We start from the raw sequence: 24,817 nt of genomic DNA on the forward strand, positions 1-24,817 counted from the left end.
AGCGCAATGACCAGTTTGCATGCCGATGAGGCGTTTCTCGACCACTATCAGTTGAGCCACGATCCGTTCGCGCCCCGTGTGCCCGGTTTCAAGTTCTTCCCCGCCCAGCGCAAGCCGGTGCTGGGCCAACTGCATCATCTGGCGCGTTACAGCCAGCTGATGCTGGTGGTCACAGGCCCTGTGGGCAGCGGCAAGACCCTGCTGCGCCAGGCCCTGGTGGCCAGCACCAACAAGCAGTCGGTGCAGAGCGTGGTGGTCTCGGCCCGTGGCGCGGGCGACGCGGCCAGCGTTCTGGCCCAGGTGGCACAGGCACTCAATGTCGCCAATGCCGAAGTGCAGACCATCCTCGCCCAAGTCGTGCAACTGGCGCTGACCGGGCAGGAAGTCTATTTGCTGGTGGACGATGCGGAACAACTCGACGAGTCGGCACTCCAAGCGTTGCTGGAGCTGGCGGCGGGGGTTCCGGAGGGCCGTCCGCACGTGTTCCTGTTCGGTGAGCCGTCACTGATCGCCGCACTGGAAGGGCTCGATGCCGACGGAGAGCGATTCCATGTCATCGAGCTTGCGCCCTACAGCGAGGAGGAAACCCGCGAGTACCTGGAGCAGCGTCTGGATGGCGCAGGCCGGGGCATCGAGGTGTTCACCCGTGAACAGATCGTCGACATCCATGAAAACTCCGACGGCTGGCCTGGCAACATTAACCAGGTCGCCCGCGATACCTTGATCGAAGCCATGATCGCTAGCCGCAGTACGGTGAAGCGACCATCCATGGGGTTCAATATGCCTAAGAAACACGTGCTCGCGCTGTCCGCTGTCGTCGTGGTCGCGGTTGCCGCGGCGGTCCTGATGCCCAAGAAGGGCGGTGACAAGCCTGCCGAAGCGCCTGCCGCCCAGGCCCAGTTGCCGCTGGGTGAAGGCCAGCCGGCCAATGCCCAGTCCAATAATGGTGGTCCAGCCATCGAGTTCTCCGGCTCTTCCCAGCCAATGCCACTGCCGCTGGTTGGGCAGTCGCAACCGGTGATGCGCGAGCCGCTGGCCCAGGCGGCCGGCATGGGTGATGGCGAGGAGGGCGGCCCGGCCGGCAACACCGCACTGCAGCCGGCCAACCCGCCGACTGTCACGACCATCGCGCCGCCGCAAGGTGCCACCGCAGGCCCAGCCCCGGTACCGGCTCAGCCTGTCACCAGCGCGCCGGCCCAGAGTGTCGCCACCGCACCAGCCCAACCTGTTGCACCTGCGCCCAAGCCGGTCGCAACCCAGCCGGCCAAGCCGGTTGCACCTGCCAAGCCTGCCCCGGCGCCGACCCAGGTCGCCACCGCCAAGCCGGCTGCCAAGCCAACCGCTGGTGGCGCGGGCAATAGCGGCTGGTACAGCGGTCAGAAACCGGGCAATTACGTGGTGCAGATCTTCGGCACCAGCTCCGAGGCCTCCGCCCAGTCCTTCGTCAAAGCCCAGGGTGGCGACTATCGCTACTTCAAGAAGACCCTGCAGGGCAAACCCCTCTACGTGGTGACCTACGGCAACTTCGCCAGCCGCGATGCAGCGGTTGCGGCAATCAAGAACTTGCCAGCCAAGGTCCAGGCTGGTAAACCTTGGCCACGAACCGTAGGCAGCGTCCAACAAGAGCTGGCCACGGCCCGCTGACACCTTCCGGGCGGCTCCACCCTGCTGCCCAGTTGCCTGAGTTTCGATAAGCCTGCTGCGCCTGAGCGCGGCAGGCTTTTCTGTCCCGGACTGCCGGCCACAAGCCCTTTCTTGCAGTCATGGCTGAAACGCTTCAGACTCGAGCCAAGCCGTTACCACGGCGCATGGCGCAAAAACATTCAAAAATGCGACATAAGTTTTCAGTGATGCGTCATGAAAATTTGTGGGCGTTGCTGTCCCTGTGCAACAATGGTTTCCCATTGCCCACCGCAAAAAGCTGGCATTCGATCGGCGTGGATGGTAAGTGGTTGTACTAAAAAGAGATTTGCCTTGGTTGAGAGGCGAACCTGGTGAGAAAGTGTCTATGAAAACAGGTCTGTACCATCCCGAAGAATTCAAGGACAACTGTGGTTTCGGCCTGATCGCCCATATGACGGGCGAGGCGAGCCACCATCTTCTGCAAACCGCCATGCAGGCGCTGACCTGCATGACCCACCGCGGCGGAATCAACGCCGACGGCAAGACCGGCGACGGTTGCGGTCTGCTCATGCAGAAGCCCGATCAATTCCTGCGTGCCGTGGCCCAGGAACACTTCGCCGTCGAGCTGCCCAAGCAGTACGCCGTCGGCATGGTGTTCTTCAATCAGGACCCGGTGAAGGCCGAAGCGGCCCGCGCCAACATGGATCGCGAGATCATCAATGCTGGCCTGAAGCTGGTCGGCTGGCGCAAAGTCCCGATCGACACCAGCGTGCTTGGCCGCCTGGCCCTGGAGCGCCTGCCGCAGATCGAGCAGGTCTTCATCGGCGGCGAAGGCCTGAGCGACCAGGAGTTCGCCATCAAGCTGTTCAGTGCCCGTCGTCGCTCGTCCGTGGCCAATGCCCACGACGCCGACCACTACATCTGCAGCTTCTCGCACAAGACCATCATCTACAAAGGCCTGATGATGCCGGCGGATCTTTCCGCCTTCTATCCGGACCTGGGCGATGAGCGCCTGAAAACCGCGATCTGCGTGTTCCACCAGCGCTTTTCCACCAACACCCTGCCGAAGTGGCCGCTGGCGCAGCCCTTCCGCTTCCTCGCCCACAATGGCGAGATCAACACCATCACCGGCAACCGCAACTGGGCTATCGCCCGTCGCACCAAGTTCGCCAACGATCTGATCCCCGACCTCGAAGAGCTCGGCCCGCTGGTCAACCGCGTGGGTTCGGACTCCTCGAGCATGGACAACATGCTCGAGCTGATGGTCACCGGCGGCATCGACCTGTTCCGCGGCGTGCGCATGCTGGTACCGCCAGCCTGGCAGAACGTCGAGACCATGGACGCCGACCTGCGCGCGTTCTATGAGTACAACTCCATGCACATGGAGCCGTGGGACGGCCCGGCCGGTATCGTCATGACCGAGGGCCGCCACGCGGTCTGCCTGCTGGACCGCAACGGCCTGCGTCCGGCACGCTGGGTGACCACCAAGAACGGCTACATCACCCTGGCCTCGGAAATCGGCGTCTGGGACTACAAGCCCGAGGATGTGCTGGCCAAGGGGCGCGTTGGCCCGGGCCAGATCTTCGCCGTGGACACCGAAACCGGCCAGATTCTCGACACGGACGCTATCGACAATCGTCTGAAGTCGCGCCATCCCTACAAGCGCTGGCTGCGTCAGCACGCCCTGCGCATCCAGGCGACCCTGACCGACGACCAAGGCGTGGCCAGCTATGACGCTGACCAGCTCAAGCAATACATGAAAATGTTCCAGGTCACCTTCGAGGAGCGTGACCAGGTGCTGCGTCCGCTCGGTGAGCAGGGCCAGGAAGCGGTCGGCTCGATGGGCGACGACACGCCAATGGCCGTGCTGTCCCAGCGCGTGCGCTCGCCGTACGACTTCTTCCGCCAGCAGTTCGCCCAGGTAACCAACCCGCCGATCGACCCGCTGCGCGAGGCGATCGTCATGTCCTTGGAGATCTGCCTGGGCGCCGAGCGCAACATCTTCCAGGAATCCCCCGAGCATGCCTCGCGGGTAATCCTCAGCTCCCCGGTCATTTCGCCTGCCAAGTGGCGTTCGCTGATGAACCTGGAGCGCGAAGGCTTCGATCGCCAGCTGATCGACCTCAACTATGAAGAGAGCGTCGGCCTGGAAGCGGCTATCCGCAACATCGCCGACCAGGCCGAGGAAGCCGTACGCAGCGGCAAGACTCAGTTGGTGCTGAGCGACCGCTACATTGCCCCAGGCAAGCTGCCGGTGCATGCCTCCCTGGCGGTCGGTGCGGTACACCATCGTCTGACCGAGCAAGGCCTGCGCTGCGACAGCAACATCCTGGTCGAAACCGCCACCGCCCGTGACCCGCACCACTTCGCCGTGCTGCTGGGCTTCGGTGCCTCGGCCGTCTACCCTTACCTGTCCTATGAAGTGCTGGCCGACCTGATCCGCACCGGCGAGGTGCTGGGCGACCTGGATGAAGTGTTCAAGTACTACCGCAAAGGCATCTCCAAAGGCCTGCTGAAGATCCTGTCGAAGATGGGCATCTCCACCATCGCCTCCTACCGCGGCGCCCAGCTGTTCGAAGCCGTGGGCCTGGCCGAGGAAGTGGTCGGCCTGAGCTTCAAGGGCGTGGCCAGCCGCATCAAGGGCGCACGCTTCGTGGACCTTGAGAACGACCAGAAGCTGCTGGCGGCCGAAGCCTGGAGCGCGCGCAAGCCGATCCAGCAGGGCGGCCTGCTCAAGTTCGTCCACGGCGGCGAGTACCACGCCTACAACCCGGATGTAGTCAACACCCTGCAAGCAGCAGTGCAGAAGGGCGACTACGCCAAGTTCAAGGAATACACCACACTGGTCGACCAGCGTCCGGTGTCGATGATTCGCGACCTGCTCAAGGTCAAGCTGGCCGACCAGCCGTTGGCGCTGGATCAGGTCGAGCCGCTGGAGGACATCCTCAAGCGCTTCGACTCCGCGGGCATCTCCCTCGGCGCCCTGTCGCCGGAAGCCCACGAGGCCCTGGCCGAGGCGATGAACCGCCTGGGCGCGCGCTCCAACTCTGGTGAGGGCGGCGAAGACCCGGCCCGCTACGGCACCATCAAGAGCTCGAAGATCAAGCAGGTGGCCACCGGCCGCTTCGGCGTCACCCCGGAATACCTGGTCAACGCCGAAGTGCTGCAGATCAAGGTGGCCCAGGGCGCCAAGCCCGGCGAGGGCGGCCAGCTGCCTGGCGGCAAGGTCAACGGCCTGATCGCACGGCTGCGCTATGCCGTGCCGGGCGTCACCCTGATTTCGCCTCCTCCGCACCATGACATCTACTCGATCGAAGACCTGGCCCAGCTGATCTACGACCTCAAGCAGGTCAATCCGCAGGCGCTGGTGTCGGTCAAGCTGGTGGCCGAGGCCGGCGTGGGCACCATCGCCGCTGGCGTGGCCAAGGCCTACGCGGACCTGATCACCATCTCCGGCTACGACGGTGGCACCGGCGCCTCGCCGCTGACCTCCATCAAGTACGCAGGTGCGCCGTGGGAGCTGGGCCTGGCCGAGACCCACCAGACCCTGCGCGGCAACGACCTGCGTGGCAAGGTGCGGGTACAGACCGACGGTGGCCTGAAGACTGGCCTGGACGTGATCAAGGCGGCCATCCTTGGCGCCGAGAGTTTCGGTTTCGGCACCGCGCCGATGATCGCCCTAGGCTGCAAATACCTGCGTATCTGCCACTTGAACAACTGCGCTACCGGCGTTGCCACCCAGAACGACAAGCTGCGCAAGGACCACTACATCGGTACCGTCGACATGGTGGTGAACTTCTTCACCTTCGTCGCCGAGGAAACCCGTGAGTGGCTGGCCAAGCTGGGCGTGCGTAGCCTGGGCGAGCTGATCGGGCGTACCGATCTGCTCGACATCCTGCCAGGCGATACCGAGCGCCAGCAGTACCTGGACCTGTCGCCGCTGCTGGGCAGCTCGCACATTCCGGCCGACAAGCCGCAGTTCTGCGAAGTCGACAAGAACCCGCCGTTCGACAAAGGCGAGCTGGCCGAGAAAATGGTCGAGATGGCCCTGCCGGCGATTCGCGATCTTTCCGGTGGCGAATTCAGCCTGGACATCTGCAACTGCGACCGTTCCATCGGCGCGCGTATCTCCGGCGAGATCGCCCGCCTGCACGGCAATCAGGGCATGGCCGGTGCGCCAATCACCTTCCGCTTCAAGGGCACTGCCGGCCAGAGCTTTGGCGTGTGGAACGCCGGTGGCCTGAACCTGCACCTGGAAGGGGATGCCAACGACTACGTGGGCAAGGGCATGACCGGCGGCAAGCTGACCATCGTGCCGCCTGCCGGCAGCCCGTTCGAAACCCAGCACAGCGCCATCGTCGGCAACACCTGCCTGTATGGCGCCACTGGCGGCAAGCTGTTCGCCGCTGGCACCGCGGGCGAGCGCTTCGCTGTGCGTAACTCCGGCGCCCACGCTGTGGTCGAGGGTACCGGCGATCACTGCTGTGAATACATGACCGGCGGCTTTGTCTGCGTCCTGGGCAAGACCGGTTACAACTTCGGTTCTGGCATGACTGGCGGCTTCGCCTACGTGCTCGACATGGACAACACCTTCGTCGACAAACTCAACCACGAGCTGGTGGAAATCCAGCGCATCAGTGGTGAGGCGATGGAGGCCTACCGCAGCCATCTGGCGCGGGTCCTTGGCGAATACGTGGAAGAGACCGGCAGCGAGTGGGGGCGCGAGCTCTCGGAGAACCTGGACGACTACGTGCGTCGCTTCTGGTTGGTCAAGCCCAAGGCCGCCAACCTCAAGCAACTGTTGTCCAGCACCCGTGCCAACCCGCAGTAAAAGCAGCTGCAAGTGGCGAGCCTCGAACTGCAAGTTGAAGCGGTTCGAGGTTCGCCCGGCTTAAGTGATCGTCTTGCGGCTTGCAGCGCTTAGCTTGCAGCTGCTGTTAAGAGGTTTTGAAAAATGGCTGAACGTCTGAACAACGACTTCCAGTTCATCGAAGTGGGCCGTAAGGACCCTAAGAAAAAACTGCTGCGCCAGCGCAAGAAGGAGTTCGTGGAGATCTACGAACCCTTCAAGCCCCAGCAGTCGGTCGAACAGGCACACCGTTGCCTGGGTTGCGGCAACCCGTATTGCGAGTGGAAGTGCCCGGTGCACAACTTCATCCCCAACTGGCTGAAGCTGGTCTCCGAAGGCAATATCCTGGCGGCGGCGGAGCTGTCGCACCAGACCAACACCCTGCCTGAAGTGTGCGGTCGTGTGTGCCCGCAGGACCGCCTGTGCGAGGGTGCCTGCACCCTCAATGACGGCTTCGGCGCGGTGACCATCGGCTCAGTGGAGAAGTACATCACCGACACTGCCTTCGCCATGGGCTGGCGCCCGGACATGTCCAAGGTCAAACCGACTGGCAAGCGTGTCGCAGTCATCGGTGCAGGCCCGGCGGGCCTGGGCTGCGCCGACGTGCTGGTGCGTGCGGGCGTGACTCCGGTGGTGTTCGACCGCAACCCTGAAATCGGTGGCCTGCTGACCTTCGGTATCCCCGAGTTCAAGCTGGAAAAGACCGTGCTGAGCAATCGCCGCGAAGTCTTCACCGGCATGGGCATCGAGTTCCGCCTGAACACCGAGGTGGGCAAGGACATCACCATGGAACAACTGCTCGCCGAATACGATGCAGTGTTCATGGGCATGGGTACCTACACCTACATGAAGGGCGGTTTCCCAGGCGAGGACCTGCCGGGCGTGCATGACGCGCTGGACTTCCTGATCGCCAACGTCAATCGCAACCTGGGCTTCGAGAAGTCGCCGGAAGACTTTGTCGACATGCAGGGCAAGAAGGTGGTGGTGCTTGGCGGTGGCGACACCGCGATGGACTGCAACCGCACCTCGATCCGCCAAGGTGCCAAATCGGTGACCTGCGCCTATCGCCGCGACGAGGCCAACATGCCGGGTTCGCGCCGCGAGGTGAAGAACGCCAAGGAAGAGGGCGTGAAGTTCCTCTATAACCGTCAACCCATCGCCATCGTCGGCGAGGACAAAGTCGAAGGCGTGAAGGTGGTCGAGACCCGTCTTGGCGAGCCGGATGCCCGTGGCCGTCGTAGCCCTGAGCCGATTCCAGGCTCCGAGGAAATCTTGCCGGCCGATGCCGTCGTGATCGCGTTCGGCTTCCGTCCGAGCCCGGCGCCGTGGTTCGAGCAGTTCGACATCCAGACCGACAGCCAGGGCCGCGTGGTGGCACCGGAGAAGGCCAAGTTCAAACACCAGACCAGCAACCCGAAAGTGTTCGCCGGTGGCGACATGGTGCGCGGTTCGGATCTGGTGGTGACGGCGATCTTCGAAGGCCGCACTGCAGCTGAAGGCATTCTTGACTATCTCGGCGTCTGATCCGTCAGTGGGGCTGCTTTGCAGCCCTATCTCGGCCAAAGCCGCTCCCACAGGTACAGCAAGGTCTCGATAAGGATGTGAGACGTGTGGACCTAGGCGACGAAAGGCCGCCCCCGAAGCATTTTTGTATACAAAAATGCTTGATCTACGGCACTCAATAGACAAAACGCATGGCCTTGGCCGTGCCTTTTGTGTCGGCGTCTGAGAAAATGCCCGCACTTTTTTGCTGGATGCCGACATGACTGCCCTGAAGAACGATCGTTTCCTGCGTGCACTGCTCAAGCAACCCGTAGACGTCACCCCGGTCTGGATGATGCGCCAGGCCGGTCGCTACCTCCCGGAGTACCGCGCCAGCCGCGCCAAAGCGGGGGACTTCATGAGCCTGTGCATGAACCCGCAGTTCGCCTGCGAGGTCACCTTGCAGCCGCTGGACCGCTACCCGCTGGACGCGGCGATCCTCTTCTCGGACATCCTCACCATCCCCGATGCCATGGGCCAAGGCCTGTACTTCGAGACCGGCGAAGGCCCTCGCTTCAAGAAGGTCATCAGCACCCCGGCCGACATCGAAGCGCTGCCGATCCCAGATCCGCACAAAGACCTTGGCTACGTGATGGATGCCGTCAGCACCATCCGCCGTGAGCTCAACGGCCGCGTACCGCTGATCGGCTTCTCCGGCAGCCCTTGGACCTTGGCCACCTACATGGTCGAAGGCGGTTCGTCCAAGGACTTCCGCAAGACCAAAGCCATGCTCTACGACAATCCCCAGGCCCTGCATCTGCTGCTGGACAAGCTCGCCCAGTCGGTCACCAGCTATCTCAACGGCCAGATCCAGGCCGGCGCCCAGGCCGTGCAGATCTTCGACACCTGGGGCGGCAACCTGTCGGCGGCGGCCTACCAGGAATTCTCCCTGGCCTACATGCGCAAGATCGTCAGCGGCCTGATCCGCGAGCACGAAGGGCGCAAGGTGCCCGTTATCCTGTTCACCAAAAACGGCGGCCTGTGGCTGGAAAGCATCGCCGAGGCCGGCGCCGACGCCTTGGGCCTGGACTGGACCTGCGAGATCGGCGATGCCCGTCGCCGGGTCGGTGACAAGGTCGCTCTGCAGGGCAACATGGACCCGACTGTGCTGTATGCCAAGCCCGAAGCCATCCGCAAGGAAGTGGCGCGGATCCTGGCAAGCTATGGCCATGGCAGCGGTCATGTGTTCAACCTGGGCCATGGCATCACGCCTGAAGTCGACCCGGAACACGCTGGTGCATTCATCAACGCCGTGCACGAGCTGTCGGCGCAATACCACGCTTGAGTTCGAGTATGGCCGCCTGCATCTGCTGATGCAGGTGTGCCAGCGGCTGCCTTGCAGTCGTCGCAAGGCCGAACAGCTCCAGGCCAGGGTCGAATTGGCGCTGGAGCCGGTTTGCGCGGTTTCAGGCAGGGGTCTTGGAAGGCAACCGGCTCAAATGCAGGGCCACCAGCAACGCCACGACCAACAGGCTGCCGATGAACAGGCCGATGCCGTTCCAGCCGGCCTGGTGCCAGAACACGCCACCGGCGGTGCCGGCGATGCTCGAACCTGCGTAGTAGCTGAACAGGTACAGCGACGAAGCCTGGCCCTTGGCCTTGAGCGCCCGGCGTCCTATCCAGCTGCTGGCCACCGAGTGGGCGCCGAAAAAGCCGAAGGTGAACACCAGCATGCCCAGGATCACGATCACCAGCGGGCTGGTCAGGGTCATCAGCAGCCCCGCGGCCATCACCACGATACTCGCCCAGAACACCTTGCGCCGACCCAACCTGTCGGCCAGGGCGCCGACCTGCGCGGAGCTGTAGATACCTGAGAGGTACACCACCGAGAGCAGGCCGACCAAGGCTTGGTTCATGTGGTAGGGCTCGGCCAGCAGGCGATAGCCGATGTAGTTGAACAGCGTGACGAATGCACCCATCAGCAGGAAGGCTTCGAGGAACAGCCAAGGCAGCCCGGCGTCCTTGAAGTGCATGACGAAGCCATCCAACAGGCTGCGCGGATTCAGCGGCTGGGAGCGGAAGTTACGCGACTCGGGCAATACCTTCCAGAACACCAGCGCCGCCATCAACGCCAAGCCGCCGATGGCCAGCATTGCCGTGTGCCAGCTGACGAAGTCGATCAGCACGCCCGTGATCAACCGACCGCTCATGCCGCCAATGGCATTGCCGCCGATGTACAGGCCCATGGCCAGACCGATGTGTTGCGGGTGGATCTCTTCGCTCAGGTAGGTCATCGCCACGGCCGCCAGGCCGCTCAGTGACAGGCCGACCAAGGCGCGGGTAGCGAGCACCAGCTCCCAGCTAGGCATCACTGCGCTGGCCAGCGTCGCAAGCGCCGCGCACAGCAGGGCGAAGACCATGACCGGCTTGCGCCCGATGCGGTCCGAGATTGGCCCTGTGACCAGCAAGCCGAAGGCCAGTGTGGCGGTGGAGACCGAGAGCACCAGACTGCTTTGCGCCGCATTGATGGAAAACTCCCGCGACAACAACGGCATCATCGGCTGCACGCAGTAGAGCAAGGCAAAGGTGGCGAAGCCGCCGCTGAACAAGGCCAGTACGGTCTTCATGAAGGCGGGGGTGCCTTTCTCTATCCAAGCGTCGTTCAGGACGGGGTCAGGCTCAAGGGATAGCGGGGCGACGGCGGATTTCACGGCAGGGTACCTCGGGCGCGGGGCCGGCGTTGCGATGGAAAAAAGCATATAGCTGGCTAATGATTAGATCCAATATATTGTTCGACCTGTTTAATAGGTTCTGCGACTGATTCGGAGGCTTCATGGAACTGCGCCATTTGCGGTATTTCATCGCCGTGGCTGAAGAACTGCATTTTGGACGCGCGGCCCAGCAACTGGGGATTTCCCAGCCACCTTTGAGTCAGCAGATCCAGGCCCTGGAGCAGGAGCTTGGCGCGCGCCTGTTCGAGCGCACCAATCGGCGGGTGGAACTGAGCGAGGCCGGGCGCTTGTTTCTCGAAGAGGCGCGTCAGGTCCTGGCGCAGGTGGAGAAGGCTGCCGATGTCGCCCGGCGGGCGCAGTTGGGCGAGTTGGGCGAAATGAAGATCGGCTTCACCTCATCGGCCCCCTTCACGTCAAAAATCCCCAAAGCATTGCATGCGTTCCGCCAGCGGTTTCCGGCGGTACACCTGAGCCTTCGGGAGATGAGCAGTCGGGATGTGGCCGAGGCGGTGTTCGACGAGTCCATCGAAGTCGGCCTGATGCGGCCGATGCCCTTGCCGGAGGGGTTGGTCGCCACCGAGTTGTTCAGCGAGCCGCTGGTGGCGGTGATCAATGCCTCTCATCCGCTGGCCCAGGGCAATGAGCAGGGGCTGTATATGGAAGCCTTGGCCCATGAGCCCTTCGTGTTCTTTCCGCGTAGCTACGGCAGTGGCCTGCATGCGCAGTTACTGAGCCTGGCGCGCCAGGCTGGGTTCAGCCCGCATTTTGCCCAGGAGGCAGGGGAGGCGATGACCATCATCGGGTTGGTGTCGGCGGGGTTGGGGGTGTCGGTATTGCCGGCGTCGTTCCAGCGCATGCGCATCGACGGGGTGGTCTATCGCACATTGCTGGACGAGGGCGCGATCACGGCGGTATGGCTTGTCCAGCGCCAGCTCGGCGGATCGGCCATGGCCCGTGCCTTTGCCGAGTTGTTGACGCAGCAGGTACTGGATTGAGGATGAATGCGGTCTGCGCGGGTAAACCCGCTCCCCGAGGAATCCGTGCAAGCCTCAGCGCCAGCGCCGGAAGATCAACGAGGTGTTCACGCCGCCGAAGGCAAAGTTGTTGTTCATCACATGCTCGTGGCTCATGGCGCGCATGCCCCCGCGCAGGTAATCCAGCTCGGCGCAGCGAGGGTCGATGTCATCGAGGTTCAGGGTGTGCACGTACTGGTCGCGATTCATCATCTCGATGCTGAACCAGGACTCAAGTGCGCCGCAGGCGCCCAATGTGTGGCCAAGGAAGCTTTTCTGGGAACTGATCGGCATGCGCGGGCCGAACAGCGCGTGGGTGGCCAGGGTCTCGGCGATGTCGCCTTGTTCGGTGGCAGTGCCATGGCCGTTGACGTAGCCAATGGCCTCGACGGGCAGGCCGGCATCTTCGAGCGCCAGCTCCATCGCCCGGCGCATGGTCACCTGCTCCGGGCGGGTGATGTGCTGGCCGTCGGCGTTGCTGCCAAACCCTACGATCTCGGCGTGGATATGCGCGCCCCGGGCCAATGCATGCTCCAGCTCTTCCAGTACCAGCATGCCGGCGCCTTCACCCACCACCAGCCCATCGCGTGCGCAGTCATAGGGGCGCGGCGTCAGGGTGGGGGTGTCATTCTTAAGGCTGGTCGCGTACAGGGCATCGAACACCATCGCCTCGCTGGGGCACAGCTCCTCGGCACCGCCAGCCAGCATCAGCGGCAGGCGCCCGAACTTGATTGCTTCATAGGCATAACCGATACCCTGGCTGCCGCTGGTGCAGGCGCTGGATGTCGGGATCAGGCGCCCGGTCAGCCCGAAGAAAATGCTGATGTTGGCGGCTGTGGTGTGCGGCATCATGCGCACGTAGGAGTTGGCATTGAGCCCGTCGGCCTTTGAATTGAGCAACATGTTGCCGAAGGCCTTGATCTCTTCGGTGCTGCCGATCGATGACCCGCAAGCCACGCCCATGCGTCCATCGCGGATGCTCGGGTCGTCCAGCAGCCCGGCATCGGCCAGGGCGCGTTCGGCTGCGGCGACCGCCAGCCTTGACACGCGTCCCATGCTGCGCAGTTGCTTGCGTGTCCAGTGCCCTGGCACTTGGAAGTCATCCACAGGGCCGGCCAGGCGAGTGTTGAGTTCTTCGAAGCGGTCCCACTCGTCCATGCGCCGGATACCACTGCGATTGGCGGCGAATTGCCGGGCAATGCTGTCCCAGTCGCTGCCCAGGGCAGTGATGCCGGCCATGCCGGTGACCACAACGCGACGCATCAGCATAGCCCTCCGTTGACGGCCAGTACCTGGCGGGTGATGTAGGCCGCTTCGTCCGACATCAGGAAATTGACCGCGCCGGCCACTTCCTCCGGGGTCCCCATACGTTGGGCAGGAATCATCTTGAGCAGTTCATCGACCGGTACCTGTTCATCGAGCATGTCGGTGTCGATCAGCCCCGGGGCCACGCAGTTGACCGTGATGCGGCGCTTGCCCAGCTCGATGGCCAGAGCCTTGGCGGCACCGATCACGCCCGCCTTGGAGGCGCTGTAGTTGACCTGGCCGCGGTTGCCGATCAGGCCGGATACTGAAGTGATGCAGACGATGCGACCAGGTGCGCGACGGCGGATCATGGGCATCATGAGCGGGTGCAGGACGTTGTAGAAGCCGTCCAGGTTGGTCCGCATGACCTGGTCCCAGTCGTCTTCACTCAACGCAGGGAATGCGCCATCGCGGGTCAGTCCGGCATTGCACACCACTCCATAGTAGGCCCCGTGAGCTTCGACGTCCTCGCCCAGGATGCGGGCGCAGGCCGCCCGGTCGGCGACGTCGAACTGCAGGATCCGCGCCTGACGCCCCAGCCCACGCACCTGTTCGGCGACCGCCTCGGCCGCGTCGCGGCCGCTGCGGCAATGCAGCACCAGGTCGAAGCCTGCGCGTGCCAGGCGCAGGGCAATGGCGCGGCCGATACCGCGGCTGGAGCCGGTGACCAGGATGGTGTCAGTCATGGGGTGTTTCCTCGGGTGCCGCTTCGGCCAGGTAGCCAGTGGCCTGGGGCGGACGGTAGACGTTCAGGCGCGCGCTGGCATGGAAACCCTCACCGCGCAGGTGACATTCGAACACGCCCATGCCGCTCTCGTCTTCAAGCGATCGCAGGGCATGGATGCGCAGCTCGGCGCCGGCGGGGAACTGCGCCACATCGCATTCGAAGCGACGGGTACCCAACAGAAAGCCCATTTCCACCGCACGCCCGGCGCGGCGAGCCTGGTACCCAGCATAGGCGGCCACGCTCTGGGCCATCAGCTCCAGGCCCAGCCAGGCGGGCAGGCTGCCGTCGGCGCGGTTGAACTGACCGCCCGGGCGGACCGTTGCACGGGTATGGATCTGTTCGTCGTCGCAGCTGTCGATGCGGTCGATGAGGATCATATCTGCGGCATGCGGCAGCAGTTCGGCCAGTGGCCAGGTGTTCATGGGGCGTCTCCGAGAATCAGGCTGACATTGTTGCCACCGAAGGCGAACGAGTTGCTCATCAGGCGGCGCGGCCCCTGCGGAGGCAGGCGTTGGCTGCCATCGACCAGGTTCAGGGCCGGCAACCGGGGGTCGCACTGGCCATCCCAGACATGAGGCGGCAACAGGCCCTCTGGGTTGTGCCGGCTCAGGGCAAGCCAACAGAACGCCGCTTCCAAGGCGCCGGCGGCCCCCAGGGTATGGCCGGTCATGGGCTTGCTGGAGGAGCAGGGCACGCGATCGCCGAACAGACCGTGCACGGCGAGGCTCTCCATGGCGTCGTTGTGGACGGTGGCGGTGCCGTGCAGGTTCAGGTAGTCGATCTGTGCAGGCGTTAGGCCGGCATTGTCCAGTGCTTTGCCCATGGCCTGCAAGGCGCCCTTGCCGGTGGGCTCTGGTGCTGAGATATGAAACGCATCGCAGCTTGCGCCTGCGCCGAGCAGGGCGATGCCTGGCCCGTCGCCTGCGCGTTGGCGGGTCATGAGAAACAGGGCTGCGCCCTCGCCGATGTTGATACCGTCGCGGTTGGCCGAGAAGGGATTGCAGCGCTCGGCGCTGACGGCCTCCAGCGCGCTGAAGCCGTTGAGCGTCAGGCCACACAAGGTATCCACGCCTCCGCACAGCACGGCATCGCACAGGCCCAGGTCGAGCAGGCGGCGGGCACTGAGCAACGCTCGGGCACTGGAGGTGCATGCGGTCGACAACACATAGGCCGGGCCTGACAGTTGCAGCCATGCGGCCAGGAATGTGGCCGGTGCGCCGAGGGCTTGTTGAGCGTAGTCGTAGCTATCCGGGAAGCGGCCGGTGCGCACGTACTGCGCGACGCCGTCGCTGCCTTCGGCGATCCCCGAAGTGCTGGTGCCCAGCACCACGCCCACGCGCTGTGGGCCGTGGCGTTCGATGGCGTGGCGAATGGCAGGCTCGATTTGCAGTGCCGCGCTATAGAGCAATTGGTTGTTACGGCTTTGGTGACCGGGCAATGGCAGCTCGGGCAGAGGGCCTGGCACGGCCCCGACGGGCAGACGGCGTCCGGCTACCCAACCCTCTTGCGGCTGCATGCCGCCGCAGTCGCCGGCAAACAGTGCGCGGGCAACCTGGGCTTGGCCGTGGCCGAGGGCGCAGACCAGGCCCAGGGCGTCGAGGAAGGCGGTCATGGCGTGTTCTCGCTGGGCAAGGGGGTGACTAGATAACGCAGGCCCTGGCCGAGGTTCAAGGTGAAATCATCCGGATCCTGGTAGTCCACCTGCCAACGCGTCTTTAGCGAACGCCGCTTTCCGTACTGGAGGGCTTCGGGATAGAGCTGTGTCAGCTGCGCCTCTGGGGTGAGCGCGAAGAGCAGGGCGGCGAACAGTTCGCGGGCGGCCGGGTTGGGGGGCAGCAGACCGTCTGCGTGCCATTGACGGCCGTCGAACAGTTGGCGCGCCTGGGGAATGCCCATCAGATCGAGCAACGACCAGCGCAAGCGGCCCTCCTCTCGCTGGATCACCAGCAGCCAGTCCTGGCGCTGGCCATCCTGTTCGCGTTGTACATGCAACTGACGAGGCAACTGCAACTCCGGCAGCCGCTCAGGCAGGGGGGCTCGACCGGTGCAGGCGCCGAGCAGCAGGCAGGCCAGCAGAATCCACAGATGTTTCATGGTTGCCGAGGCCCTCCATCGTTGGCGCCGGCCCAGGGCGCCAGGAGAAAACTGAACACCAGGCCCAGGCTCACGGCCATGCCGAAATTACTCACTGCCGGGGTGCTGGAAAGCGCCAGCAAACCGAACGACAGCCACGTTGTGAGTGCTGCCAGCAAGGTACCCAGCAGGCTGACGGCACTGCCGCCGACGCGCTCATGCATCAGGATTGCATAGTCCACGCCGATGGCGGTCACCAGCAGCAGGCCAAACAGGCTGAACAGGGTCAGCGGTTGTCCCAGCCAACCAAGACTCGCCAGGCTGCACAACGCCGCGAGCAGCGGCAGGGCGACGATGCGCAGGGCGCTGCGCAGGCCGAACGGCAGCATCAGCACCATCCCTATCAACGCGCACGACAGCAACTTGAGTTCGGCGGCACTGACCTGAGTGGCGGTGAACAGCTGGTTGAGCTCGCCTAGGCGATCGACCAAGTGTACGCCGGGCAGGTCCTGTGCCTGAAGGCGCAACAGCGAGACATCTGTATGGCCTTGCAGGCTAACGATCGCCGCCACGCCCTGGCCGTCCTGGCCCAGCCACAAGGGGCGCCAGGCTTCGCCCAGCGGCCCCTGCAGGGCCTCGTCGATCGACAGCGGTGCCAATGTCTGCAGTTGAGCGATCTCCGTCTGCAAGGCCTGCTCGGGCACACCAAGGGCCAGCAATGGCTGCCAATGCCCGGTCAACTGCAGCAGGGCGTGCCGCACTTGCTGCTGCGTCGCTGGGCTGGTCACCAACTGGCTAAGGGACAGGTAGCCCTTGAGCTTGCCCAGGTCGACCAACTCATCGAGCTTGCCGCTCAGCGTCTGCAAGCGGTCGAGCAATTGGCTCTGGTTATCGGCACGCACCAGGAAGAACTGGCTGGTCGGCTGGTAGCCAGTGATGCGCGCCACGGCCTGGGCCTGTTCGAGCAGTTGCGGTGGGGCGCTGATCCACTGGCGGATGTCGTTGCGGCTTTGCAACTGCCACAACCCGGCCACACAGAACACCAGCAACAGACCGAGCAGCATGACGCTGGGCACTTTGCGCAGCAGGCGCTCGCGCAGGTCGGTCAGGGCCTGGGCCACGCGCAGCGGCCAGGGGGAAGGACGCAGGTCCATGTGCTGCAACAGCGCAGGCAATAGGCAGACGGCGCACAGGTAGGCACCCAGCAAGCCTGCGGCGGAAAACGCCGCGATCTGGGTCAATGCCGGGAACGGCGTGAAGGCCAGGGCCAGGTAGCCGATGCAACTGGTCGCAAGGCTCAAGGTCATGCCGGGCAAGGTCAGGCGCAGCGCCGTCCAGCTGTGCCAGGGGCGCAAGCTCCAGCCCTTGGACAGGTAGTGCAGCGGGTAGTCCACCGCCACGCCGATCAGGCTGGCCCCGAGCACCAGGGTCATCACGTGCATCTGGCCGAACAGCGCGACGCAGGCCACCGAGCCGAACAGCATGCCGACCGCCACCGGTACGAACGCCAACAGAGCGCGCCAGCGCCGCAGGGCCAGCAACAGCAGCAGGAAAATGCCCACGGTTGCCCCGCCGCCCACCCAGGTGATCTCCCGGCTGGCCTGGCGTTGACCGGCGGCGGCGTGCAGCAGGCCGCTGGCCGCCAGCAGCTGGGCGCCTGCCTGGTCGGCCTGCCGACGGGCCTGGGCGAGCAACGCCTCTACTTGCAAGGGCAAGTTCAGGTCGAAGGCGTTGCCCACGGTGCGCGCGCGCAGCAGCACCCAATGCTTGCCGTCCGCTTCGGCCACCAGCGCGCCGCTGGCGGTGTCGAGCTGGACATTGGCGGGCCTGGGCTGGCTGGCCTGGATGCGTCCGCTCAGGCCCAGCCAGTCGTCCTGGCTCGAGACCAGGCTCAAGCCCGCAAAGGGGTCGACCAGGCTCTGGACGCGTTGCTCGATGAAGGCGTCGGGCTGTTCGGCCAGTTGCTGCCGGTCAGCGGCCGAGAGCATCGCCAGGCGGCCTCGCAGTAGCTGCGCACGCACCGCCTGCAGGTCGGTGTGCAGGTTCCACTGCACCTTCTCGAACAGGCCGCTGGCCTGCCACCGGGTGGCCAGGCCCTCGGCCAGGGCAAGGGCTTGTTGGCGATCGGGGTGGCCAACCAGCACCAGCATTTCGCGGTTCAGCGGCGCCTGCATGCGTTGTTCGGCGCGTTGCACCAGCGGGTCCTGGGGCGCGCCAGGCACCAGGGTCATCAGGTCGGAGGACAGGGGCGCACCGCGGTGCCACTGCCAGGCCGCGAGCGCGAGCATGGCCAGCAACAGGGCGAGAAACAGGCGCGGCAACAGGCGTTCAATCGGCAAAGTCACGACGCTCCGAGTCGCTCAAGGCGCTGGCACCGCGGCTGTCCTGCATGCGCAGGACCGTGCTGTCGCCCTGGGTTTCGGCCAGCACGATGCGTTCGACGAAACGCCCGCCGGTGATATCGATGCGGGTGAAGATCTGCTTGAGCAACATCGAGCGCGGCGTCAGGCGCAGTTGCCAATGCTCGGCGTCACCGCTCAGGCTCAGCTCGAAGTCCCGTTGCAGGCCGCTGCTGTCGCCTTGCAGGACCGCGAAGAACAAACGGTTCTGCTGTGCTCCGGCGCTCTGGCTGGGCAGCGGTTGCCAGCCACCCGGATCACGACGGGCGATGCCGCTTGCGTCGATGCGGTAGTCCTGACGCAGCGGGGTGCGCAATAGCCAGAGCAAGCCATGGTCGCGTGCCAGGACGAAGCGGCCCTGGCTCGTCAGCGGTTGCGCCAGGGCACGCAGGTGTTTCTCCTGCACGAAGTTGCCGCTGACCACCGCTGGCGCGCTCAACTGCTTTTGCAAGTCGGCCAGGTCGAAGGCCATCGCCATCGGGCTTGAAAGCAGCATCAGCAATACCGCCAGCAAGCGGTGCAAGCGGTTCATGGCAGCACCTTGGCCACGGCATCGAGCATCACCTGGGGCGAGGCCAACTGCATTTCGCCGCTCTCGATGTGCACCGCGACCTGTACGGTGCTGGCGCGGGTCATGCGTTCACCGGTGTCTGCGTCGCTGATCAGGTAGTGGATTTTCAGGCGGCTTTCCCATTCCACCAGACTGGCGCGGACCTTCAGGCGTTGGCCGAAGGTGGCGCCACGGATATAGCGCAACTGCAAGTCGATCACCGGCCACATGTAGCCGCTGGCCTGCATGCGCCGATAGTCTTGCCCGAGGCGTTCGAGCAGCGCGCAGCGGGCGACTTCGAGGTATTTCACGTAATGGCCGTGCCAGACCACGTGCATGCTGTCCACGTCGAAGAAGGGCACGACGATCTCACTGTCGACATGGAACACGCCGGGGTTACGCATGCAGCCTCCAATGGCGTTCGCCGATGCGCGTCAGGCACAGCCGCAGTTCGTGTTCCAGGGCGCGGTCTTCGATGACCGGGGCGAAGTCCGCCAGCAACGCCTGGTGCATCTGCGCAAGGGCAGGCGGCAGCGGGGCGGTAACGGCTTGGCGGCCGCGCAGCCAGACGCCCTGGTTAGCGGCCAGCAAGGTAGCGGCGGCGACCTGTTCGGTCAGTTGCAGAACGCGCAGCGCGTCCCGGGCGGCGATGGTGCCCATGCTGACTTTGTCCTGATTGTGGCATTCGGTGGAGCGCGAGAACACGCTGGCCGGCATCGTTTGCTTGAGCGCCTCGGCGGTCCAGGCGCTGGCGCCGATCTGCACGGCTTTGAAACCATGGTTGAGCATGGCCCGGTCGGCCTGGGCCCCGGAGAGGTTGCTGGGCAGGCCATGGTTGTAGCGGGTGTCCACCAGCAGGGCGAGCTGGCGGTCGAGTAGGTCGGCGACGTTGGCCACCAAGGTCTTGAGGCTGTCCATGGCAAAGGCGATGTGCCCGCCATAGAAATGCCCGCCGTGCAGCACCCGCTCGGCATCGCCATCGATGATGGGGTTGTCGTTGGCACTGTTGAGTTCGGTCTCGATGAAGCTGCGCAGCCAGCCCAGGCTGTCGGCCAGAACGCCCAGCACATGCGGCGCGCAACGCAGCGAATAGCGGTCCTGCAGGCGGTGCAGGGGGGCGGCTGGGGCGTCGAGGGCCAGGTCCTGGCGCAGCCAGGCCGCGACTTGGTTCTGGCCTGGGTGCGGCTTGGCGGCGAACAGGCGTTCGTCGAAGTGCTCGGGGTTGCCTTGCAGGGCGATGACGTTCAGCGCAGTGATGCGCGTTGCCAGATGCAGCAGATAGTCGGCACGGGCATAGGCCAGGCAAGCCAGACCAGTCATCACGGCGGTACCGTTCATCAGCGCCAGGGCTTCCTTGGGGCGTAGCACCAGTGGCTGCCAGCCCAGTTCGCGGTGCACGTCCGCGCTGCTGCGGCGCACGCCCTGGTACATCACGTCACGCTCGCCCGAGAGCGCGGCGGCGACGTAGGAGAGCGGCGTCAGATCGCCGCTGGCGCCCACCGAGCCTTCTTCGGGAATCAGCGGCAGGATGTCGTGGGCGAGAAAATCGCGCAGGCGCTCCAGCAGCTCCAGGCGCACGCCAGACATGCCATGGCTCAGCGAGCGCAGACGCGCCGCCAGCACCGCACGGGTGGCGGGCGCATCGAGCAACTGTCCCAGGCCGCAGCCATGGAAGGTGTACAGGTGGCGCGGCAGGGCCTCGACGTGCTCCAGGGGCACGGCCACCACGCAGGAGTCGCCGTAACCGGTGGTGACGCCGTAGATCACCCCTTCCTTGTGCAGCAGAGTATCGAGAAAACGTGCGCCGCGGGCGATGCGCTCCCGGTACTCGGCGTCGGCCTGCAGCAAGGGGCGGGCGTGGCGTTGGCTGAGGGCAAGGATGTCCTCGATGGCCAACGGCGCTTCGCCGAAGGTCACGGACTCATGCGGATGCGTCGTCATCGTCGCTCCAGAAAGGGTAGAAGTTGAACCATTGGTCCGGCGCCTGCTGGCAATAATGACCCAGGCGGGCGGCATAGCGACCGGCCCATTGGGCGATCACCTGCTGGCGCTGCTCGCGGCGCCAGTGCAGTTCCTCGGCAAAGGGCTCCAGGGTGATCCGGTAGCGCCCGTCCTGCTTGAGACAAAACAGCAGGTTGACGGGACACTTCAAAAGGCCGGCCAGCAGCCAAGGGCCCTGGGGAAAGGCCGCCGGATAGCCGAGGAAGTCCACCTCGACCGTACGGGCGCCATGCAAGGGGATGCGGTCGCCGGCAATTGCGAGCCATTCGCCGCGCTCCAGGCGCTCGGAGAGCTGCAGCATGATCGCCGGGTCCAGCTCGCTGACCTGGATCAGCCGCAGGTGGCTGGCGCCGGCCTCGCCGAGCAGACGGTTGAAGCGTTCGGCGTGGCGGGTGTGCACCAGCACGTTCATGCGCACCTGCTCTCCCAGTTCGGCAAGGGCTCGGGACACCTCCAGGTTGCCCAGGTGCGCGCCCACCAGCAATTGCCCACGTGCGCCGCGCAGTTGCTGGCGCAGTTCGCTGGTGTCGCGGATCTCGATGTCTTCCAGGCGCAGCCTGCCGTTCCAGGCATCGAGTTTGTCCAATAGGGCTTCTGCAAAGGCCATGAACTGGCGAAACACTCGCCAGTGATTGGGCGGCGGAGTTCGGCCACCACTGCATTGCCACAAACGCTGCTGGTATTGCCAGGCACTGCGCCGGGCCTTGCGACCGAACAGGAAGAAGTACAGCACGATGGCATGGATCAAGGGGCTGAGCAGACGACGACCGAGCAGGCGCGCCAGCACGGCGGTGAGTTTCATCAACCAGAAACTGCCGCGTTCACTTTGCGCCGCCCAATGCTGCGATCGGTCGCTCATCGACGCCACCTGCGCCAGAGGATCATCGGCGCACGCAGGAGCATGCCGACACACAATCTGGCGTGCATGCGCGAAATCAGAACGTTGTCATGGAGCAGACGAAAATGCGAGACGCCGTCGGCGGGGTAGTGCACCCGGGTCGGCAGCCAGCGCATCGGTTGCCCACGCCACGACAGGCGCACCAGGATTTCGGTGTCGAAATCCATGCGCCGGCCCAGGCGCACCGAGTCGATCAGCGCCAGGGTCGGCGGCAGGGGATAGACACGAAAGCCGCACATGGAGTCCGGAATGGCCAGGGATAAGGTGTTGATCCAGACCCACACGTGGGTCAGGTAGCGGGCGTAGAGCCGGCCCTTCGGGACACTGGCGTCGTACTGTGGATAACCGCACACCAGCGCCTGGGGCTGGGCACGCGACAGCGTCAGGAAGTCCCCGACCGCTGTCAGGTCGTGCTGGCCATCGGCGTCCACTTGCAGGGCATGGCTGAACCCCAGCCGCGCGGCCTCGCGCAAGCCGGTCATCACCGCGCCGCCCTTGCCCTGGTTCAGGTCCAGGCGAACGAGGAATGTCTGCGGCTGCTGCGCCAGCTCGCGCAGCACCTGGGTACAACCAGGGTGACTGGCATCGTCCACGAGAATGCAGGGCAGCCCGGCACGCAACAACTCGGCGACCACCGTGGGCACGGCGCGCTCATGGTTGTACACCGGAATGACCGCACAGGGATTATGCACCGGCGTGCTCCAGGAGGATGCGGCCACTGGAACAGGGCTGCTCGCCGTTGGCGTAGGTGAAATAGAGCTTGCCGCGCTCGGCGTCGAAACGAAGCGTCAGCTCGATCTCGTCTCCGGGGCGGACCAATTGCTGGAACTTCAGCACTTCCATGCCGGCAAACCGATGCCCGCTGGGAATCAGCGGCGCGGCGAGGTCCATGGCCCAGTCGATCTGCACCACACCCGGCAGAATAGGGGTGCTTGGAAAGTGGCCGGTGAAGCAGGCCAGATCCGCTGGTACTGCCAGTTTCACGCGCAACTGATGGGCGTCCTGCAGGGTATCGAGGACCTCCGGCGCATTACTCCTGGGCGCTGCCAGCAGGGCCTGGATCTGCGCCTGGGGCAGCTTGCCCTGGGCATTGAGCGGCAGTTGGCGCACCAGGCGCCAGCGCCGGGGCAGGGCCACGGCTTCGCAGTGCTGGGCCAGGTGCTCGCGTAGCGCCTCGATCAGGGCACGCCGCCCATGGTTGCGCAATTGGTGCAGCCCCAGAGGGGTGAGTACCAGCAAGACGCCGAGGAAGGCACGGCCTTGCTCGACCATGCCCAAACGCGCCTCGCTGACCCAGGCATGGGTGCACAGGGCTTGCTCCAGCCTGGGCAGGGCGATGCGTTTTTCTTCGAGCTTGACGATCCGGTCCAGCCGCCCGAGCAGGCGTACGCGTCCGTCGGCCTCGATGTGCGCTGCATCGGCGGTATGTTCCACGTGCCCCTCGGGCAGGTAGGGCGAGCTCACGCACAGGGCACCCTCGGCCGACAGGCTCAAGACCACGCCTGCGAAGGGCGACCAGCGCTGCTCCCCTTGGCGCCAGGCGATGCCGCCTGTCTCGGAGCTGCCGAGGATTTCCACCGGCCATTGCCCCAGGCGCTGCTGCAAGCGCTGCGCGGCATCGCCGGGCAGTTCGCCGCCCGATGAGAACACGCAGCGCACCTTGGCCAGGGCCGTCCAGTCCAGATTGTCGCCCATGCGCTTGAGCAGGGCGGGGCTGGCGACCCAGGCAAAGGCTGGCTGGGCCAGGCTGGCGCGTTGCAGGTCTTCAGGGAACGGCACCTGACGCCGCAGGAAGCCGCGCCCGGCGCACAGCGGCCAGAGCACGCGGAACAGCAGCCCATAGATGTGCTGCGAGGCGACACTGCCGATGATCCAGGCGTCGCCCAACGCGGTGCCCCATTGCTGCTCCAGGGCGCGTACCTCGTTGGCCAGCTGGCGCAGGGTCTTGCCGATGAGCTTGGGTTCGCCGCTCGAGCCCGAGGTGCACAGGCCGATGCGGCATTGGTCCGGATCGAGGTCGACCGGCGCCAGCGGGGAAGTTTGCAGCGACGCCAGGTCGAGGTCGCCGGGCTGATCAGTGAGCCACAGGTCGACCTGGTCGTTCCAGCGCAGCCGGGTCTGGGGCTGCAGGTCGGCGGGCAGCAGGACCTGGACGCCTGCGCGCCAGGCACCCAATAGCGCGATGGCCAGGTCGGCGGCGTCTTCCAGATGCACCGCCAGACGGCGCACGCCCCGCTGCTGCAGGCCCGCGGCCAGGCCCAGGGCGGCATTTCGCAGCCCTTCGTGGTCCAGGGGCGGCTCCAGGGTCACTGGGCGCGCGGTCGTCAGTGGGCGCAACAGGTGCTCGGGATCGATCCAGTTCATGAGCGTCCTCGCACATGGTGTCGTGTCAGCCATTCGGCAGCGAACAGCACGCCCATCGCCAGGTACGCGATCAGGCCGTTGTACAGCGTCCACCAGGTCAGTGGCGCCCAGAGCGTGAGCCCGGCGGCGATCACGCCATTGATCACGAAAAACAGACTCCAAACCTGCGTCACGCGCCGCGTATAGGCGACGGCCGCAGGCGGCAGGTCAGGTTCGCGCAGGCGTGCCATGCGCTCGACGACGGGCGGGCCGTACTTCAGGCTCGAGGCGAACAGGGCCAACATGAACGCATTGACCAGTACCGGGTACCAGCGCAGCAACTGCGCGCTGTCACTCAAGGCCAGCACAGCGCAGAACGCCAGGGCCACGGCGGTCATCCCCAGGTCGCCTGGCCTGCGCGCCGTGCCAACGGCGCGGGCCAGCCAAAGGGCAGCGAGCAGCAAGGCGAACTGCCAGGGTGCGAACCGGGCCAGGCCGAAGTACACGGCGAAGGGATAAAGCACCCCGGCGATGACCAGAGCGAGGCCGAACAGGCGTTTCATGCTGCGGTGTTGACCAGGCGGAAGACCGCTTCGACCACGTCATTGACGGTGCGCACCGACTTGAAGTCCTCGGCGGTGATCTTCTTGCCGGTCTGGCGCTTGATGTGATCGATCAGGTCGATGGCATCGATGCTATCGATTTCCAGATCCTGGTACAGGTGGGACTCCAGGCTGATGCTGGCCGGGTCGAGCTCGAACAGCTCGACGAGGGCGTTGCGCAGGAGGTTGAAGATGTCTTCGCGGTTTTGCATGGTGCGGT

20 protein-coding genes are annotated in these 24,817 nt (G+C 65.0%); 5 read left to right on the forward strand and 15 right to left on the reverse strand.

The window, feature by feature from the left end; translation table 11 throughout:
- Nucleotides 1–6 precede the first annotated feature (6 nt).
- From R6G97_RS11315 to hemE, 4 genes are all read left to right on the forward strand, one after another.
- A complete protein-coding gene (locus tag R6G97_RS11315; RefSeq protein WP_043208580.1) occupies nt 7–1,644 on the forward strand; it encodes an AAA family ATPase in 1,638 nt (545 codons plus the stop codon).
- A gap of 364 nt (nt 1,645–2,008) precedes the next feature.
- Nucleotides 2,009–6,454 carry a glutamate synthase large subunit gene (gene gltB, locus R6G97_RS11320; RefSeq protein WP_182817000.1) on the forward strand — a complete coding sequence of 1,482 codons (4,446 nt, stop codon included), beginning with the start codon at nt 2,009–2,011 and terminating at the stop codon, nt 6,452–6,454.
- A gap of 123 nt (nt 6,455–6,577) precedes the next feature.
- On the forward strand, nt 6,578–7,996 hold the full coding sequence (locus R6G97_RS11325; protein ID WP_043208574.1) for an FAD-dependent oxidoreductase: 1,419 nt from the start codon (nt 6,578–6,580) through the stop codon (nt 7,994–7,996).
- A 238-nt stretch (nt 7,997–8,234) separates the two neighbouring features.
- Nucleotides 8,235–9,299 (forward strand): uroporphyrinogen decarboxylase, encoded by a 1,065-nt coding sequence (hemE, locus tag R6G97_RS11330; protein WP_043208573.1) that lies wholly within the window; start codon nt 8,235–8,237, stop codon nt 9,297–9,299.
- A 121-nt stretch (nt 9,300–9,420) separates the two neighbouring features.
- Here the strand turns inward: hemE and R6G97_RS11335 are convergent, their stop codons facing one another.
- Nucleotides 9,421–10,665, reverse strand: coding sequence for an MFS transporter (locus R6G97_RS11335; protein ID WP_102081437.1), 1,245 nt, complete (start codon nt 10,663–10,665; stop codon nt 9,421–9,423).
- A gap of 122 nt (nt 10,666–10,787) precedes the next feature.
- Here R6G97_RS11335 and R6G97_RS11340 point away from each other — a divergent pair, with 122 nt between their 5' ends.
- Nucleotides 10,788–11,681 carry a LysR family transcriptional regulator gene (locus tag R6G97_RS11340; RefSeq protein WP_043208570.1) on the forward strand — a complete coding sequence of 298 codons (894 nt, stop codon included), beginning with the start codon at nt 10,788–10,790 and terminating at the stop codon, nt 11,679–11,681.
- Nucleotides 11,682–11,735: 54 nt separating this feature from the next.
- Here R6G97_RS11340 and R6G97_RS11345 read toward each other — a convergent pair whose 3' ends face one another.
- Genes R6G97_RS11345 through R6G97_RS11410 form a run of 14 tightly spaced genes read right to left on the reverse strand, consistent with a single transcriptional unit; the run spans nt 11,736 to nt 24,809 of the window.
- Entirely contained in the window at nt 11,736–12,962 is a 1,227-nt protein-coding gene (locus R6G97_RS11345; protein ID WP_317848104.1) for a beta-ketoacyl-ACP synthase, read from the reverse strand.
- The gene (gene fabG, locus R6G97_RS11350; protein WP_102081438.1) at nt 12,962–13,690 is read right to left on the reverse strand and encodes a 3-oxoacyl-ACP reductase FabG; all 729 of its coding nucleotides are present in this window, start codon (nt 13,688–13,690) and stop codon (nt 12,962–12,964) included. Before fabG ends, R6G97_RS11345 begins: the two co-directional genes overlap by 1 nt.
- Nucleotides 13,683–14,153, reverse strand: a complete 471-nt coding sequence (locus R6G97_RS11355) for a hotdog family protein (RefSeq protein ID WP_197852711.1) — start codon at nt 14,151–14,153, stop codon at nt 13,683–13,685. The genes fabG and R6G97_RS11355 overlap by 8 nt, the downstream gene beginning before the upstream one ends.
- Nucleotides 14,150–15,343: a beta-ketoacyl-[acyl-carrier-protein] synthase family protein gene (locus R6G97_RS11360; protein ID WP_317848105.1), complete on the reverse strand. Its 1,194-nt coding sequence runs from the start codon at nt 15,341–15,343 to the stop codon at nt 14,150–14,152. Before R6G97_RS11360 ends, R6G97_RS11355 begins: the two co-directional genes overlap by 4 nt.
- Nucleotides 15,340–15,825: a hypothetical protein gene (locus tag R6G97_RS11365; RefSeq protein WP_317848106.1), complete on the reverse strand. Its 486-nt coding sequence runs from the start codon at nt 15,823–15,825 to the stop codon at nt 15,340–15,342. The genes R6G97_RS11360 and R6G97_RS11365 overlap by 4 nt, the downstream gene beginning before the upstream one ends.
- Entirely contained in the window at nt 15,822–18,149 is a 2,328-nt protein-coding gene (locus R6G97_RS11370; protein WP_442800215.1) for an MMPL family transporter, read from the reverse strand. The genes R6G97_RS11365 and R6G97_RS11370 overlap by 4 nt, the downstream gene beginning before the upstream one ends.
- Nucleotides 18,133–18,735, reverse strand: coding sequence for an outer membrane lipoprotein carrier protein LolA (locus R6G97_RS11375; RefSeq protein ID WP_043208558.1), 603 nt, complete (start codon nt 18,733–18,735; stop codon nt 18,133–18,135). The genes R6G97_RS11370 and R6G97_RS11375 overlap by 17 nt, the downstream gene beginning before the upstream one ends.
- Nucleotides 18,732–19,157: an acyl-CoA thioesterase gene (locus tag R6G97_RS11380; RefSeq protein ID WP_043208556.1), complete on the reverse strand. Its 426-nt coding sequence runs from the start codon at nt 19,155–19,157 to the stop codon at nt 18,732–18,734. The genes R6G97_RS11375 and R6G97_RS11380 overlap by 4 nt, the downstream gene beginning before the upstream one ends.
- Nucleotides 19,150–20,694 carry an HAL/PAL/TAL family ammonia-lyase gene (locus tag R6G97_RS11385; protein ID WP_182817006.1) on the reverse strand — a complete coding sequence of 515 codons (1,545 nt, stop codon included), beginning with the start codon at nt 20,692–20,694 and terminating at the stop codon, nt 19,150–19,152. The genes R6G97_RS11380 and R6G97_RS11385 overlap by 8 nt, the downstream gene beginning before the upstream one ends.
- Entirely contained in the window at nt 20,675–21,613 is a 939-nt protein-coding gene (locus R6G97_RS11390; RefSeq protein WP_317848107.1) for an LpxL/LpxP family acyltransferase, read from the reverse strand. The genes R6G97_RS11385 and R6G97_RS11390 overlap by 20 nt, the downstream gene beginning before the upstream one ends.
- The gene (locus R6G97_RS11395) at nt 21,610–22,344 is read right to left on the reverse strand and encodes a glycosyltransferase family 2 protein (protein ID WP_317848108.1); all 735 of its coding nucleotides are present in this window, start codon (nt 22,342–22,344) and stop codon (nt 21,610–21,612) included. Before R6G97_RS11395 ends, R6G97_RS11390 begins: the two co-directional genes overlap by 4 nt.
- Nucleotides 22,337–24,016, reverse strand: coding sequence for an AMP-binding protein (locus R6G97_RS11400; RefSeq protein ID WP_317848109.1), 1,680 nt, complete (start codon nt 24,014–24,016; stop codon nt 22,337–22,339). The genes R6G97_RS11395 and R6G97_RS11400 overlap by 8 nt, the downstream gene beginning before the upstream one ends.
- The gene (locus tag R6G97_RS11405) at nt 24,013–24,558 is read right to left on the reverse strand and encodes a hypothetical protein (RefSeq protein WP_090343318.1); all 546 of its coding nucleotides are present in this window, start codon (nt 24,556–24,558) and stop codon (nt 24,013–24,015) included. Before R6G97_RS11405 ends, R6G97_RS11400 begins: the two co-directional genes overlap by 4 nt.
- Complete coding sequence (locus R6G97_RS11410) at nt 24,555–24,809, reverse strand: acyl carrier protein (RefSeq protein WP_070091934.1); 255 nt, start codon at nt 24,807–24,809, stop codon at nt 24,555–24,557. The genes R6G97_RS11405 and R6G97_RS11410 overlap by 4 nt, the downstream gene beginning before the upstream one ends.
- Between the last annotated feature and the right edge of the window lie 8 nt (nt 24,810–24,817).

It is taken from the genome of Pseudomonas sp. HTZ2 (genome assembly GCF_033173945.1).
GTDB lineage: Bacteria > Pseudomonadota > Gammaproteobacteria > Pseudomonadales > Pseudomonadaceae > Aquipseudomonas > Aquipseudomonas guariconensis.